Annotated in this window: 12 protein-coding genes; 6 read left to right on the top strand and 6 right to left on the bottom strand. The window is 71.1% G+C overall.

The features are described 5' to 3' along the window. Window positions 1-73: 73 nt before the first annotated feature. Both J8N05_RS44710 and J8N05_RS44705 read left to right on the top strand, forming a co-directional pair. The gene (locus J8N05_RS44710) at window positions 74-2,089 is read left to right on the top strand and encodes a CocE/NonD family hydrolase (RefSeq protein WP_210893542.1); all 2,016 of its coding nucleotides are present in this window, start codon (window positions 74-76) and stop codon (window positions 2,087-2,089) included. Continuing rightward, window positions 2,056-2,736, top strand: coding sequence for a TetR/AcrR family transcriptional regulator (locus J8N05_RS44705; RefSeq protein WP_210893540.1), 681 nt, complete (start codon window positions 2,056-2,058; stop codon window positions 2,734-2,736). Before J8N05_RS44710 ends, J8N05_RS44705 begins: the two co-directional genes overlap by 34 nt. 30 nt (window positions 2,737-2,766) lie before the next feature. Here the strand turns inward: J8N05_RS44705 and J8N05_RS44700 are convergent, their stop codons facing one another. Both J8N05_RS44700 and J8N05_RS44695 read right to left on the bottom strand, forming a co-directional pair. After that, window positions 2,767-3,744: an SGNH/GDSL hydrolase family protein gene (locus J8N05_RS44700; protein WP_210893538.1), complete on the bottom strand. Its 978-nt coding sequence runs from the start codon at window positions 3,742-3,744 to the stop codon at window positions 2,767-2,769. Window positions 3,745-3,843: 99 nt separating this feature from the next. After that, a complete protein-coding gene (locus tag J8N05_RS44695; protein WP_210893536.1) occupies window positions 3,844-5,244 on the bottom strand; it encodes a pyridoxal phosphate-dependent decarboxylase family protein in 1,401 nt (466 codons plus the stop codon). Between the two features lie 301 nt (window positions 5,245-5,545). Between J8N05_RS44695 and J8N05_RS44690 the strand changes: the two genes are divergently transcribed. Next, a complete protein-coding gene (locus J8N05_RS44690; RefSeq protein WP_210893534.1) occupies window positions 5,546-6,241 on the top strand; it encodes a L,D-transpeptidase family protein in 696 nt (231 codons plus the stop codon). 125 nt (window positions 6,242-6,366) lie between these two features. On the opposite strand, the gene J8N05_RS44685 is transcribed toward J8N05_RS44690, so the two are convergent. The 3 genes from J8N05_RS44685 to J8N05_RS44675 form a co-directional block, all read right to left on the bottom strand. Further along, entirely contained in the window at window positions 6,367-6,786 is a 420-nt protein-coding gene (locus tag J8N05_RS44685; protein ID WP_210893532.1) for a hypothetical protein, read from the bottom strand. 156 nt (window positions 6,787-6,942) lie between these two features. After that, entirely contained in the window at window positions 6,943-7,737 is a 795-nt protein-coding gene (locus J8N05_RS44680) for a sensor histidine kinase (RefSeq protein ID WP_210893530.1), read from the bottom strand. After that, a complete protein-coding gene (locus J8N05_RS44675) occupies window positions 7,734-8,015 on the bottom strand; it encodes a hypothetical protein (RefSeq protein ID WP_210893528.1) in 282 nt (93 codons plus the stop codon). Before J8N05_RS44675 ends, J8N05_RS44680 begins: the two co-directional genes overlap by 4 nt. Window positions 8,016-8,287: 272 nt before the next feature. On the opposite strand from J8N05_RS44675, the gene J8N05_RS44670 reads away from it, so the two are divergent. The 3 genes from J8N05_RS44670 (at window position 8,288) to J8N05_RS48025 (ending at window position 14,947) form a co-directional block, all read left to right on the top strand. Next, the gene (locus tag J8N05_RS44670; RefSeq protein WP_210893526.1) at window positions 8,288-11,215 is read left to right on the top strand and encodes an AfsR/SARP family transcriptional regulator; all 2,928 of its coding nucleotides are present in this window, start codon (window positions 8,288-8,290) and stop codon (window positions 11,213-11,215) included. Between the two features lie 415 nt (window positions 11,216-11,630). Next, window positions 11,631-13,496, top strand: coding sequence for a RiPP maturation radical SAM C-methyltransferase (locus J8N05_RS44665; RefSeq protein WP_210893524.1), 1,866 nt, complete (start codon window positions 11,631-11,633; stop codon window positions 13,494-13,496). 20 nt (window positions 13,497-13,516) lie between these two features. Further along, entirely contained in the window at window positions 13,517-14,947 is a 1,431-nt protein-coding gene (locus J8N05_RS48025) for a S8 family serine peptidase (RefSeq protein WP_210893521.1), read from the top strand. A 68-nt stretch (window positions 14,948-15,015) separates the two neighbouring features. On the opposite strand, the gene J8N05_RS44655 is transcribed toward J8N05_RS48025, so the two are convergent. After that, on the bottom strand, window positions 15,016-15,705 hold the full coding sequence (locus J8N05_RS44655; protein ID WP_210893520.1) for a hypothetical protein: 690 nt from the start codon (window positions 15,703-15,705) through the stop codon (window positions 15,016-15,018). Window positions 15,706-15,855 lie beyond the last annotated feature (150 nt).

Below are 15,855 nucleotides of genomic sequence, written 5' to 3'. Positions count from 1 at the left end.
CGGGAACGGGTAGGGGCGGCGGGGGCGAGAACACCCCAGCTCAACCCCCACCCCACCCGAACAAGGAGCCAAGTTGCACTACCGAGAGCACTTCGACCGGCAGGTCACCGTCGAGGACGTCTGGATCCCCACCCGCGACCCGCACACCCACCTGCACGCCCGCATCTGGCGCCCCACGGACGCCGACACGGCCCCCGTCCCCGCCCTCCTCGAATACCTCCCCTACCGCAAGACCGACTGGACGGCCCCCAGGGACGCCCAACGCCACCCCTGGTACGCGGGCCACGGCTACGCCTCCGTCCGCGTCGACATCCGCGGCCACGGCGACAGCGAGGGCACCCCCGGCGACGAGTACGACGCCCAGGAACTCGCGGACGGCGTGGACGTCGTCAACTGGCTGGCCGAGCAGCCCTGGTGCACCGGCAAAGTAGGCATGTTCGGCATCTCCTGGGGCGGCTTCAACGCCCTCCAGATCGCCGCCCTCGCCCCCGAACCCCTCAAGGCGATCGTCACCGTCTGCTCGACGGACGACCGCTACGACAACGACGTGCACTACACGGGCGGCGCCGTCCTCGGAGTGGACATGCTCGCCTGGGCGGGCACGATGCTCGCGTTCGCCTCGCGCCCGCCGGACCCCACCAGCGTGGGCGCGGACCGCTGGCTGCCGATGTGGCGCGACCGCCTCGAAAACCTCGAACCCTTCCTGCACACCTGGCTGGCCCACCAGCAGCGCGACGACTACTGGCGGCACGGCAGCGTCTGCGAGGACTACACGGCGATCGACGCGGCGGTCCTCGCCGTCGGCGGCTGGAACGACCCGTACCGGGACACCGTGCTGCGGCTCGTGGAGCACCTGCCCGACGACCGCGTACGCGGACTCGTCGGGCCCTGGTCGCACCAGTACCCGGACCGCGGCCTGCCGCCCGGCCCGGCGATCGGCTTCCTCCAGGAGACCCTGCGCTGGTGGGACCAGCACCTGAAGGGCGAGGACACCGGCATCATGCGCGAGCCACTGCTGCGCGCCTGGCTCAACGACCCGGTCCCGCCCGCCACTTCGTACGACGTGATGCCTGGACGATGGGTGGGGGAGGACAACTGGCCCTCCCCGTCAGTCAGTTGGGACGCGCGCCCCCTGGGGCGGGGCACCACCCCCGTCCTCGTACGCTCCCCCCAGCACACCGGTCTCGACGCCGGCCGGTTCTTCCCGTTCGGCAACGCGAGCGATCTGCCGCCCGACCAGCGGGAGGAGGACGGCCGTTCCGTGTGCTTCGACTCGGAGCCGCTGGACGAACGGGTGGAGATCCTCGGCCGGCCGCGCGTCCGGCTCCGTCTCGACAGCGCCACACCCCGCGCCCATGTCGTCGCCCGGATCTGCGACGTGGCCCCCGACGGCTCGTCCACGCTCGTCACCCGCGGTGTCCTCAACCTGCTCAGCAGACACGGGCGCGACCGGGCCGTGGAGTGGACCCCGGGGACGTACGAGACCGTGGAGTTCGAGCTCAATGGCGTGGGCTATGCCTTTCCGCCGGGGCATCGCGTCAGGGTCGCCGTCTCCGACGCGTACTGGCCGTGGGTGTGGCCGCACGGCGAACGCGGCGAGCTGACCGTGCTGCCCGCCGAGAGCGCCGTACTCCTGCCCGTGCGGGACCCCGCGTCCGACGAGGGCCGCGCGCCCATCCGCTTCGAGGAACCCGAGCAGGCCGTACCGCTGGCCGTCGAGCACGAGCGGGCGGCCGACCCGGGGCCGGAGCGGCTGGTCACGCATGACGTGGCCGAGGGGGAGTGGACCCTGGAGGTCGACCCCAACTACGGCGGCTCACGGGTCTACCCGGACGGGCTGCGCTACGACGAGAGCGCCCGCGAGACGTACACGATCCGCTCCGACGACCCCCTGTCCGCGCGGGCGGTCTCCGAGTGGGCGATCCGGCTGCGGCGCGGCGACGACTGGGACGCTGAGATCATCACGCGTACGGAGCTGCGGGCCACGGCCACGGAGTTCATCATGGACAGCCGGATGGAAGCACGGGCGGACGGAGAGACAGTGGTCAAGCGCGCATGGCACCGCACCACCCCGAGGACGTCCGCGTGAAGGCCGCGAAGACGCCCCGCCGTGCGGTCGCCGCGGCCGACCGCACACGGCAGCCCACCGAGGTTCGCCGCCGGCTCATCGTGGAGGCGGCCGTCCCGCTCATCGCCGAGCGGGGCTACGCGTCCGTGGGCGTACGGGACGTCGCCGCCGCGGCCGGGGTGTCGGTGGGCACGGTCACGTACCACTTCGGCTCGGTCCAGGAGATCCTCTCCGAGGCCATGGTGCTGAACATCGAGCGCTACTACGCGGCGCTGAACGAGGCCGCAGAGGAGGCGTCCGGCGCAGCCGAGGCGCTGCGGCTGCTGATCGACGCGCTGTTCACCGAGGACACCGACCGGCACTGGCGGATGTGGTTCGACTACTGGAGCGCCGGCGACCGCGACCAGGACCCCGAACAGGCCTTCGCGGGCGGCCAGGCCAAACGGTACGAGGACTGGCACGGGCAGATCCGCGCACTGGTCGAACGGGGCGTCGCCGACGGCGAGTTCGTCTGCGCCGACCCCGCCGGGTTCACCGTCCGCTTCGCCGCCCTCTCCGACGGCCTCGCCCTCCAGCGGCTGCGGCAGGCGCCGCCGCTGAGCACGGAGGACGCGCGCCGGCACATGTACCGGCTGGTGGAGACGGAGCTGGGGACCGGCGGACGCTGAGTCCGGTGCCTGAGTCCGGTGGCTTGGTTCTCAGTCCGCCGGCGCGGCCACGGCCCGGCCGATCGCCTGGCTGATCGCCCGGGTGATGCGCAGGATGCCGGGGGAGCGGACCGGACAGGGCTTGGGCGTCGACGTGGTGGGTGCCAGGCAGAAGTGCAGGTAGTCGTCGTCGCGGTGCAGTGCGGTGCGGCCACTGCCCGGCTGCGTGCAGTACGCGCCGTGCTCACGCTCGTACGCGGTGCACGGCAGGTACTGGGTCCAGGTGTAGCGGGCCGAGGCCGCGCTCACCGTCTTTCCGGCGTCCGCGAGCAGACCGCCGGAGGCCCGCGCCTGCCGCTCGTACACCGCGTTGACACGCCGGACCCGGTCGGGAGTGATCGGGTCGGGTCCCTGGAGCACCCAGACGATCCTCGCCCCGCTCGCGGCCTCCGCGATCTGGTCCGTCAGCCGCCCGGCGTCGGCGGTGTAGCGCGCGAAGTACTCGTCCCGCTCCTTGTCGTACGTGATGCCGTCCATGCAGGGCGTGTAGCCCCAGGCGTTCCCCCAGAACTGGAGCACCACGAAGTCCGGCCGCAGCCGGCGCACCAGGGCGGCGGCCTTGTCCTTCGGCGGGACGAGGGAGTCCTCGCCGCTGCCCTCCAGGTAGTCGCACAGCGTGGTGCCGGAGTAGGGGGCGCTGGTGTAGCGCGCCTTCTTCTCGTCCCGCAGGAGTCCGCCGAGGACCTTCTGGTTCTCCATGGCGAGGGAGTCGCCGAGATAGAGGACGGTGGGGCGCTCGGCGGGGGCTCCTTGGGTGTCGGCTCCTGCGGTGTCGGTCCCTCGGGCGTCGGCCCCTCCGGTGTCGCCTCCGGCGCTCGCCCCGGGCGTGGCGGCCGGGCGCTGATGCGTGGTCGAGGCTGTTCTCGGGGACGAGGGCGTGGACGCGGTCTCGGGCTCCGACGAAGGATCCCCGCACGCGCTGAGCAGCAGTAATCCCGCCAGTACTCCACCGATCCACGGCCTGCTCATACGGCAACTCCCGCCCCAGCCACCGAAAACGGCCCCCAGACAAGCACAGCGGACCGCAGGGTGGAAGGGCCCGGGCGCGCCCTCGGCTACCTGCCGGGACTACCGCTCCAGCTCCCCGGCGGCCCGCGTCACGGCCGCGAGCACCCGGTCCGTGTCGGCCCCGGTCGTCCGCCAGTTGCTGAACGCGGCCCGCAGCGCATGGGTCCCGTCCAGGAAGGTCGGCGTCAGGAACGCCTCCCCGGACCCGGCGACCGCCCGGCCCAGCGCGTGCACCCGCTCCTCGGTGGCGGACCCGGCGAGGGTGAAGCAGACGACGTTCAGCCGGACCGGCGCGAGCAGGCGCAGCCCCGGTACGCGCGCGATCCCCTCGCCGAGCCGCCGGGCCTCGGCCACGTTCCGCTCGACGATCTCGCGATGCCCCTCACGGCCGTACGCGGTGAGCGAGAACCAGGCCGGAAGCGCGCGCAGCCGACGCGAGTTCTCCGGTGTGAGATGGACGAAGTCGGGCTCCCCGGTGGGCAGTCCGAGGTACGGCGACGCGTTGTGGAAGACCCGCACCTGAAGCTCCCGGTGCCGGGTGAACTGCACAGCGGCGTCGTACGGGACGTTGAGCCACTTGTGCAGATCGACGCAGACCGAGTCGGCGGCGTCGATGCCGTCGGTCAGGTGCGCGTGCTCGGGGGACAGCGCGGCGAACCCGCCGAAGGCGGCGTCCACATGCAGCCAGAAGTCGTACCGCTCCTTGAGCGCCGCGATCGCCCGCAGATCGTCGAAGTCGACCGTGTTCACCGTGCCCGCGTTGGCCACCACCACGGCCGGGCGCCCGTCCAGCGCCTCCAGTGCCTCCGCCAGCCGCGCCACGTCGACGGCCTCCCGGCCCCCGGTCAGCACCGGCACCGTACGCAGCCGGTCGCGGCCGATGCCCAGGACGGACAGGGCTTTCGGGATGCTGGAGTGCGGGCTGCCGGAGAGCACGTCGACCGGGCCGAGCGCGGCGACGCCCGCCTCGGACACGCGCACTCCCTTGCGGTCGCCCAGCCACTCGCGCGCCAGGGCGAGGCCGACGGTGTTCGACATGGTCGCGCCCGTCACGAAGGAGCCGCTGTGCGCCGGGCCGAGCCCGAACAGCTCCCGCAGCCAGCCCAGCGTCTCCCGCTCCAGCGCGGCCGCCGAGGAATCGTCGCCGCCGGCGGCGTTCTGGTCGTAGGCGCCGGTCAGCCAGTCCCCGGCGACCGCGGCCGGGGTCGCGCCGCCGGTCACGAAGCCGAGATAGCGGGGTCCCGAGGTGGCGGCGAAGCCGGGCGCCCACGACGCGGCGAACCGGGCGAGGGCGCCCTCCGCACCCGCGCCCTCGGCCGGAAGCGGCCGCGGATCCGGCGCCTTGCCCTGCTGGACCACGGGCCGGGCGTCGATCCCTGACACCTCGCGGGCGGCGAAGTCACGGGCGGACTGGAGGAGTTCGGGGAGCCGGGAGAGATCGCCGGCGAGTGCGGGATGCATGGCGGCAGCGTAGGCGGGCAGGTGAGCGGGAAGCAGGGGCCAATCGCGGGGAACTGGCCCCGTCCCGGGGAACCGGCCCCGCCCCGGAGCGGGGGAAGCCGCTCGCGTGGCGTCCCGTACGGTTCCGTACCGTCGTCCCGTGTGCCGAATGACCCGGTTCAAGATCATGTCACCGTTTCGTTCCAGCTGGTCAGGCACCACAACCGATGTCCCGCGGTGTGTGTCTAGCTGGCAGAGATCGACCGGATCGAAGAAGCACCCAAGTGGAACCGAAGCGGAACCGAAGAGGAAAGGCCTGGCCATGGGGGACATTCGCAGACGGGTAACCGTCGCACTGGGGATCACCGGGATGGTGGTGCCGCTGACCGTCGCACTGGGCGCGGCGCCCGCGCAGGCGGCCAGTTGCACCACGTCGAGCGGCCCGTACCAGAAGAAAGTGGAGAAGTTCCTCGGCCGGCCGGTCGACGGCAAGCAGTCCACCGCCGACTGCAAGGCGATCAAGGCCTTCCAGACCCAGCACGGCATCACCCCGAACATCGGCTACGCCGGTTCCATCACCTGGGGCGTGATGGATCTGATGACCAAGCAGAAGGCCGTCGGGACGAACCCGAACAAAGACGGCAAATGCCCGGTCAACAAGGGCCGTATCGCCTGCGTGAACCTGACGCTCCAGCTCAGCTGGATCCAGGACGGCAAGAAGCTCGTGTACGGACCGGTGCCGGTGCGCACGGGCCGCGACGGCTACGAGACCCGTACCGGCCTGAAGAAGATCTACTGGCGGCACATCGACCACGTCTCGTCCATCTACGACGTGCCCATGCCCTACAGCCAGTTCTTCGACGGCGGCCAGGCCTTCCACTCGGTCGGCGTGAGCATGTGGAACCCGCCCGGCTCGCACGGCTGCGTCAACATGACGAAGACGACGGCCAAGAAGTACTGGTCGCTCCTGAAGAAGAACGACGACGTCTACGTGTACGGCCGCAAGCCGGGCACCTGAGCCGCACCGGCCGCACGCACCGGCCGCACGCACCGACCGCGCGCGGCGGGTGAACGCCCGAGTCCCGCCCCACCGGTTTCGGTGGGGCGGGACGCGGACTCCCCCCTGCGGAAATGGTCGATCGGTCAGAGCAGGACGTTCACGGTGCCGACGTTCACGTAGCCGCCCAGCGGTGCGGGCGACCCGGCGGGATTGCGGTAGGCCAGCGAGGCGACGAGCGAGTAGGTGCGCCCGGCCTGCAGCGACGACAGGACGATCTCCTGCCGGTAGTCGGGATTGCCGTTGAGCGGGACGGGCACCGGCGTCGACGGCTCGTTGAAGTCGTGCGGGCCGCCGATCTCGTCCACGCTGACGTGCAGGTTCCAGGTGCCCGCCAGCAGCGGCACGAGGAAACCGGTGAGGTTCCACTCGACCCGTACGGTGACCGGCGTGCCCTTGTTGACGACATCGGCGGGGTTGCCGCCGGGGTCCAGGACGATGGCGCTGATGCGGCCGTCGAGTGCCGTGGTCGGGACCGGAAGGGACTGGAAGGTTCCAGAGGCCATGCGATGACTCCTTGTCGGATACTGGCCGGTTGTGGACATCTCCCACGGTGCGGCGCCCGGCCCGTCCGCAGCAGAGGCAGGCGTCCTGTCCGGGCCGGGACGCCGTCCCGGCAGCCGTGGGACGCGCTCGGGCGGTGGAGTGGAGGGGGAACCTGTTCAGGCCGCCCGGGGCAGCGGGAGGTGTACGCGCACCTCGGTGCCGCTGCCCCGGACCGTACGCACGGAGAGGGTTCCGCCCGCGGCCTCGGCGCGCTGCCGTATCGACGTCAGCCCCACCCCGGCCGTCGCGCAGGCGATACCGCGTCCGTCGTCGGCGATCGTGACCAGCAGCGAGCGGGGCCCCGCGGCCAGGGTGACCCGCGCGTGCCGGGCGTCGGCGTGCCGCACGACGTTGGTCATCGCCTCCGTGACGATCCGGTACACCGCGCTCTCCACGGCCGACGGCAGCGCGGGCAGCGCACACGTCACGATCTCGACGTCCGTCGGCGGCGGAACGAACCGGGCGTGGTCGCGCAACGCCCCGACGAGCCCCAGCGAGGCGACCGCGGCGGGAGGCAGCGCGTCGACCAGACGGCGGACCTCCACCACGGCGTTGGACACCTCCGTACGGATCCGGTGCACCAGAGTGCGCTCGATGTCCAGACCGCGCCCCTCCAGCCGGTCCGACAGGGCCCGGGCGCACAGCGCTATCCCCGACAGCAGGGGACCGAGCCCGTCATGGAGGTCGTGCCGGATCCGGGTGCGCTCCACGGCGACGGCCTGCCGGACGTGTACGTCGGACGGGCCGCGGCGCAGCAGGGCGGGGACCATGGCGGTGAGCGCCGCACACAGTGCCCCGATGCCGTAGAGGGCCAGAGCCACGTCGGCCCGTGCCGAGAAGCAGCCGACGGCGGCGAGCTGAAGGGCCAGGCAGACCGGCACGGCCACGACGGCCCGCGGCCTGGTCCTCACGGGTGGGGGGTCCTCACCGTGTATCCGGCCCGCCACCCGGCCGTCCGCGGGTGGGCGGCCCGCACCTGGCGCAGGGCCCAGCGCATCCGGGGCACGGCGGTCTCCGGGCGCTCGCCGTAGGCGCACGCGAGCGCGCCCGCGCAGCCCAGGCTGCCGCCGTTGCTGCGGATCGCCCGCCGGATCGCCTCGGTGATCTCGGTCCGCGTCGGCTCGGATCCGGTGGCCAGGTCGCTGCTGAACAGCGCCTCGGCCCGGGCCGCGGTCAGTAGGTCGGTCATGGATGCCCCCGTGCTCGTGGATGGCTGAAGCCGGTGTCGAAGCCGACGCGATGTCGGAGTCGGTGTCGGCTTCGGCGTCGCTGCTGCTGTCGGTGTCTGTGCTGGGGGAGCCGAGAGGGAGGGGTGCGTCACCTCCCGCCCGGCCCCTGACACCAGGCTGCGGGCGGGGGTTGCAGCCCCCGCTGCAGGAGCCGTTGCAGTCCGGGCAGCGGTGTTCACACCGGTTTGGCGCTAGCGTGGACGGCAGGTGCCGCTTGAGGTGGGAGCCCGTGATGACTGGGCCTGAGCCGTTCACCGGACTGCGTTTCCAACTGCTCGGACCGCTGCGGGCATGGCGGGGTACGACCGAGCTGGACCTGGGACAGATGCAGCAGCGTGTGGTGCTCGCCGTGCTGCTCCTGCACGCCGACACCCCGATCGGCCGGGACCAGCTCGTCGACGCCGTGTGGGGATGGGCCGTACCGGCGCGCGCGGCCAACCTGCTGCAACGGCACGTCTCCGGACTGCGTCGCGTCCTGGAACCCGAACGTCCGCCCCGCGCGCCCTCGGGACTGCTCGCGTGGACCGAGGCCGGCTATCTGCTGACACCGGGACCGGCACAGCTGGACGTACGGGCTTTTGACGGCCTCATCGAACGGGCGCACCTGGCCCGCGCCAGGGGCGACCGGGCCGGGACCGCCGAGGCTCTGCACGCGGCCCTGGGCCTGTGGCACGGCCGGCTCTGCGAGGGCATGACGGGACCGCTGGTCGACGCCGAGCGCGACCGGCTCGCGGAGCGGCGCCTCAGCGTCCTGGAGGAGCGCATCGAGGTCGACCTGTCCCTCGGCGACGACTTCGACCTCGTGGGCGAGACACACCGGCTCACCGTCGAACACCCGCTGCGGGAGGGCTTCCACGGTCTGCTCATGCTGGCCCTGCACCGTGCAGGGCGGCAGGCGGAGGCGCTGGCCGCCTTCCACCGCGCCCGCCGCCTGCTGCGCGACGAACTCGGCATCGAGCCGGGACAGCGGCTGCGCCGCCTGCACGCGAGGATCCTGGCCGACGATCCGGCGCTCGGCACGGGCCCGGACGATCGCGGACCGACCGAGGCGCCGCAGGGCCGCGCGCCGCGCGCCCCGGCCGACACCGGCCTGCCGACGACCGTCGTACCCGCCCAACTCCCACATCCGGTCGCCGGTTTCGTCGGCCGGGAGGAGGCGATCGACCGGCTCGACTCCTTCCTGCCGGGGGCGGGCGCGGGGCCGGGCGGCGACGGCGGGACCGTCGTCATCACGGCGATCGGCGGCACGGCAGGGGTCGGCAAGACCACCCTGGCCGTGCACTGGGCCCACCGGGTCCGCGAGCGCTTCCCCGACGGACAGCTCTACGTCAACCTGCGCGGCTTCGACCCGAGCGGCACTGCCATGCATCCGGCCGAGGCGATCCGCGGATTCCTGGACGCGCTCGGGGTGCCGGCCCGGCGCATCCCCGTCGACACGGACGGCCAAGCGGCCCTCTACCGCAGCCTGCTGGCGAACCGGCGCATGCTCGTCGTCCTGGACAACGCACAGGACGCGGATCAGGTACGCCCCCTCCTGCCCGGCTCGCCGGAGTGCTTCAGCGTCGTCACCAGCCGCAATCTGCTCACCGGACTGATGATCACCCACGGGGCTCAGCCGCTCGGCCTCGGCCTGATGTCCCACGCCGAGGCGAAAGCCGTACTGGGCCGCCGTATCGGTACGGACCGTCTCGCCGCCGACCCCGACGCGGTGCGGGACATCATCGCCTCCTGCGCGCGTCTTCCGCTCGCCCTGGCCATCGTGGGAGCCCACGCCGCCACCCGCCGCCAACAGCCGCTCGAAGCGGTGGCGAAGGAACTGCACGCCGCGGGCAGCGCACTGGACCTGCTCGACGGCGGCGACTCCGCCACCAACGTCCGGAAGGTGTTCTCCTGGTCCTACGAGCGTCTTTCCGAACCGGCCGCCCGACTGTTCCGGCTGCTCGGACTGCACCCCGGCCCCGACATCGGCGCGGCCGCCGCGTCGAGTCTGGCAGGCCTGTCCCTCGCGGAAGCCCGGACGCTGCTCGACGAACTGACGGCAAGTCACCTTCTGGCCTCTCCGTCGGGCGACCGCTACGAACTGCACGACCTGCTGCGCGCCTACGCCGGCGAACTCGCCCTGACACGAGACCTGCCCGTCGACCGGCTGACCGCGACGCAGCGCATGCTCGACCACTATGTGCACAGCGCCTACCGGGCCAGCCTGTACGTGAGTCCGTACCGGGACGACCCCATCACTCTCGTCCCGCCGCTGCCATCGGTCACCGGTGAGAACTTCGCTGACCACGACGAGGCGCTGTCCTGGTTCCTGCGGGAACACGCCGTGCTGCTGGCGATGCAGCAGGAGGCCGGGCGCAGCCGGTTCCACACCCACGTCTGGCAGCTGGCCTGGGCACTGCAGCCCTACTTCGACCGGGCCGGACACTGGCACGACTCCGCCGCCGCACACGAACGGGCCCTTGAGGCCGCGCATCGTGAGGGGAGTGCCCACGGCAAAGCGGTCAGCCATGGGTGCGTCGCCTATGCGTACATGAGGCTCAGCCGGTATGAGGACGTCGCCACCCACATGCGGCAGGCACTCGACCTGTACGAGGCGCTCGGAGACGTCCTCGGTCAGGCGCACGTGCATCGGACGCTTTCCTGGCTCAAGGACGAGGAAGGGCAGTACGAAGAAGGGCTCGACCATGCCCGTAGAGCGCTGGAGTCCTTCGAGGCGGTCGGTCACCGTACCGGTCGGGCGCGGGCGCTGAACGCGGTGGGCTGGTTCTGCTCCCGGCTGGGCCGTCACCGGGAGGCGCTGGACCACTGCGTGGCGGCGCTCGACCTGCTGGAGGAAGTGGGGGACCGGTTCGACCAGGCCGACACCCTGGACAGCCTCGGCCACATCCACCTCGACCTCAAGCAGTACGAACAGGCCGCCGAGAGGTATGAACGGGCGCTCACCATCTACCGGGAGATCGGCGACCTGTACAACGAGGCCGACACGCTCTCTTCCCTCGGTGATGTGCTCCTGGCCACCGGCGACCGGGGCGCGGCGGGCGCGGCGTGGGGGAGGGCGGCGGTGCTGCTGGAGGAACTCGGACACCGGCAGGCCGCCCAGGTGCGGGCTCGCCTCGCCGCCGAAGTGGAGGCCGGGGTGCCGCAAAACAAGGCCCCTTGACGGAAGGGTGTCCCGCCACCAGACTCCCCGGCGTTCAGTGTTGCCAATTAATGTTCGGAAAGGGGCGTCGTGGACGGGAATACAGTTGATTGGCAGGACATAGAGCGTCTCGCGAACGCGGTGGTGCGGGCGGGGGACAAACTCTCCGAGGCCGACAAAAGGGCTTTGGAATTAGTGTTCGAGGCTGCCGGTGATCAGCTCACCGGCAGGATGGAGGCGCAGCTTCTGGGTACGCGCTTCAAGCGCGGGCGTGACTCACGCAGGTCCCGGGCCGCGTTCAAAGTGAACCGACTTTACTCGGCGCAGGACGACGGGGCAGACCGGGGAGACCGGGGCGAGCGGAACGACCGGTTGGCGAATGAGCCACCGAAGTCCGGGCCGACCAGGAAGTAGCCCGGGCTCCGAGATGTCGAGTGTGAGCGATCCGCGGCGTGGCGAATGGCCCGTCGTCCTGGTGTGCATGCCCTTCATGGACGACCGGCGCCCCTCCCTCCAGGCAGGGCTGCTGAGCGCCCTTGCCTGGACGCACGGGTTCCCCGCGACCACCCTCCACGCCAACCTGGATTTCGCCGCGGGCCTCGGCGTGGACATGTACCGCGCTCTCGCCGACAACTCCGGACGCCTGGTCGGGGACTGGCTGTTCTCCCTGGAGGCGTTCGGCGCTGCTGCGCCCGATCCGCGGAACGAGTCCGTCGACCTGTACGCCGAAGACCTCGCACCGGCCCTCGGTACCCCCGTGGACCGGTTGCGCGAACGGCTCGTGCGCATCAGGTGCGACGAAGTCCCGGCCTATCTGGACGCCCTCGTCGACGCGTACCCGTGGGACCGGTTCCGTGTAGTCGGTTTCACCTCGACGTTCCAGCAGAACGCGGCCTCGATGGCGCTGGCCCGACGGCTCAAGCAGCGGCACCCGGAGCTGTTCACCCTCTTCGGCGGCGCCAACTTCGACGCTCCCATGGGGCAGGAGTGGGTACGCGCGGTCGACAGCATCGACGCGGCGGTCATCGGGGAGGCGGACGCGGCCTTCCCGATGCTGCTGGAAGCGCTGGCCGGCGACAGGGACCTCGACGGCGTGCCCGGGCTGGCCCGCAGGAAGGCCGGGCGCGTGGTGACGGGGCCGTCGGCACGGCTCGTCCAGAATCTCGACGACCTGCCGATGCCGGACTACGACGAGTACTTCCGACGCGCCGAGAACCTTCGGCTGCAGCCCCGCGCGGCGTCCCGCGCCGTCCACCTTCCTCTGGAGACCGCCCGCGGCTGCTGGTGGGGGATGAAACACCACTGCACTTTCTGCGGCCTCAACGGGGAGACCATGCACTTCCGCTCCAAATCGGCCCAGCGAGTTGTCGACGAATTCGCCTGCCAGACCCGTCGATACGGCAGTTTTCGATTCGAGGCGGTCGACAACATCCTCGACATGCGCTACTTCCGGACGTTGTTTCCCGCGCTGGTCGAAAGCGGCGCACACTACGAGATCTTCTACGAAGTCAAGGCCAATCTTTCCCGGGCCCAGATCAAACTGCTCGCGGACGCCGGTGTTTCACAGATCCAGCCCGGAATCGAGTCGTTCAGTTCCCGTGTGCTGAGTCTCATGCGCAAAGGCGTGACGGCCGCGCAGAACGTGAATCTCCTGCGCTGGGCGCGCCATCACGGGATGGACGTGCAGTGGAACCTCCTCTGGGGATTTCCCGGCGAGAGCCCGCGGGACTGCGACGAGCAGGCCGCCGCCTTGAGGGACCTCTGGCATCTGACACCGCCGGGGGACGCCGGCCGTCTCACCATGGAGCGGTTCAGCCCCCTGTTCACAGACCGGGACGAGATCCTGCGCGACCTGCGTCCCGAGCCCGCCTACGCACGGGTGTATCCCGCGGACATCGACCTCGATCTCGTCGCGTACTTCTTCCGCTGCGAGATGGAGGGAGCACTCCCCGACGACGACTACAGGTCCCTGCGCGAGGCCGTCGCCGATTGGCAGGGCGCGTGGCTGGGCGACGCCGAGCCACCCGTACTGGAGTACCGGCAGGCGCCGCACTACGTCCAGATCCACGACGGCAGAAGGAAGGAGGACGAGGGCACCTACGTCCTCGAAGGCCCGACGGCGGACCTGTACCTCGCCTGCTGCGACCGCCCCGTGACGGCGGCCGCGGTGCACGAGCGGCTGGGACTGCACGGACCGGTGGACGGGGTGCAGCACGTCCTGAACGAATTCGCGGAAGCCGGGCTCGTCTTCAGGGACGGCCCCAGGAACGTGGCTCTGGCCGTCCCGGCCACCCGGCCCTGACTCATCGGGGGTACACGCACATGGCCTACAGCATCGAGAACCGTCTGCCCGGCAGGGTGTACGCGCACGCGTCGCCCCTTTCGCGAGGCGGGGTCTCCCTCTTCGACGCCGGCACGATCACGACGGAGAACGCGGAGCAGTTCGTCTCGGACGACAGCGTCGTCCAGCGCGCGAAGCAGGAACTCACCAGGGCCGGCTTCACCGTCCTCGGCACCACCGACGACAGCAGCACGGTGAGCATCAACATCGTCGGTCCGCCGGACGCCTACGAGGACTACTTCGATACGATCCTGGTCACGGAGGAGCGCGAGGTCATCCAGCCCGGCGCGGTGAATCTGCGCAGGACCCGCACGTACATCGACACGGCCAGGGCCGATCTGCCCGGTCTCATCTCGACGGAGGGGCTGCCGGCGGCCCAGTTCCTGGAAGGCGTGGCACTGGAGCAGCCGGCCACCACGCTGCGCGGCGCCGGCCCCCTGCCGAAGCTCGACTACTGGCATCTCACCACCGACCAGGTCGCCGAGTACCTGGGCGCACGCACGGTGCACGGCCGGCACATCCTGGGCACAGGCGTCCGGCTGACCATGGTGGACACCGGATGGGAGGAGCATCCGTATTTCGTCGAGAGGTCGTTGAAGGGCACCGTCGTCCTGGGGCCCGGCACCAGCGATCGGGAGATCGACGAGGACGGACACGGCACCAGCGAGTCGGCCAACGCCTTCGCGCTGGCACCAGGTATCGACTTCACCATGGTCAAGGCGCTGGACACCAATCTCCTCGGGGCGTTCATCGAGGCGGCTCAGCAGAAACCCCAGCCGCAGATCATCAACATGAGCCTGGAGTACGACCGCAAGGCGGACCTGTCGGCCCTCGATCCGTTCCTGGCGGCGGCGGTGTCGCTCGCGGTGAAGAAGGGCATCGTCGTGGTGTGTGCCGCGGGCAACGGCCACTACGCGTTCCCGGCCCAGCATCCCGACACCATCGCCGTCGGGGGCGTCTACCGGGACGAGTTCGAACAACTGGAGGCGTCGAACTACGCCAGCGCGTTCACCAGCGCTTTCTACCGGGACCGCAAAGTTCCCGACGTGTGCGGTCTCGTGGGGATGCGCCCCGACGCGACCTACATCCTGCTGCCCACTCCCCGTGGCTCCACGATCGACCAGGAGCAGTCGAGGAAGGCCTCGGACGGCACGACGCCCGGTGACGGCTGGGCGCTGCTGAGCGGTACGTCCGCCGCCGCACCGCAGGTGGCTGGAGTCTGCGCGCTGCTGCTGGAGCGGAACCCCGACCTGTCACCGCGCGAGGTGCGGAGCCTGCTCAAGGCGACCGCACGTCCGGTCGACCGGGGATGGAGCAACGAGGACACCGGTGGTCGGTCCGCCCGTGCCGGCGCGACAGGTGCGGGGCTCGTCAGCGTCGAGAGGGCGATGACGCTGCTGATGGACCGATGAGGTGCGACGCGGTTCGTGTCCCGCGCCCTTCATCCGTGCGGGACACGAACCCCGTGCCCCGCACGGCTTCACCCCCGCCGCGCCGCCACGGGCGCCCCGGTACCCGGATCCTGCGCGTCCCGGCGCAACTGCAGCTTGATCGCCTGGACGAGGTCGAAGAGCACCTGGGTGCGCTCGGCGTACCGGCGCCCCACATCGGAGACGAGCCACGCCAGCGCACCGAGCAGGACGGGCAGATAGACGTTCTCCGGCAGTGGCTCGCTGTCCCAGTGGCTCACCATTACCGCGTTGGTGACGAGCAGGGAGACGGTGTACAGGACGCTCGTGAGGAACAGGGCCGGCCGCGCGCGGTCGTGCAGGCGGTGTGCCATGGCGACGGCGACGGCGAAGACCCCGAACCCCAGGATCGGGAAGCCGCGCAGGGCGACCGAGCGGTAGATCTCCGACTGGTCGCTGGGATGCTTGCCGCTCCAGTAGCCCAGGCTGCCCAGACCCACCCAGGTGGCGACCAGGTCGAGGAGCCAGAACGCGGCGACCCCGAGTGCCACGGTCAGTACGACGGTGGTGGTGCTCGGCTCGATCCGCGGCCGCGGACCGACGATCCGCGTGCTCTCGCCGGGTGGCCCGGCGGCCCGCCGGCAGTCGGCGTTGGTGGAGCGCTGCAGCACGGGCAGACCGGCCAGGATGAGTCCGAACGCGCAGGCGCCGACCTGGGCGATCTGCTCGGCGTCGGTCGTGTGCAGCAGCAATGTGAGCACGGCGGTCAGCAGGGGAGGAAGGGACTGCAGGGTGGCTGTCGTTCGAGGACTTACGGCGAACTGAGGCGGGAAGATCGACAAGGTGCTCCCTCGATTCTGGCGCCGGGCTCGGCGCGGAGTACACGACAGGGTCGCCGCCCGCCGCGCCGC

Origin of the sequence: Streptomyces liliiviolaceus (assembly GCF_018070025.1) — a bacterium.
Classification (GTDB): domain Bacteria; phylum Actinomycetota; class Actinomycetes; order Streptomycetales; family Streptomycetaceae; genus Streptomyces; species Streptomyces liliiviolaceus.
This window is presented reverse-complemented; position numbering and strand designations above follow the sequence as displayed.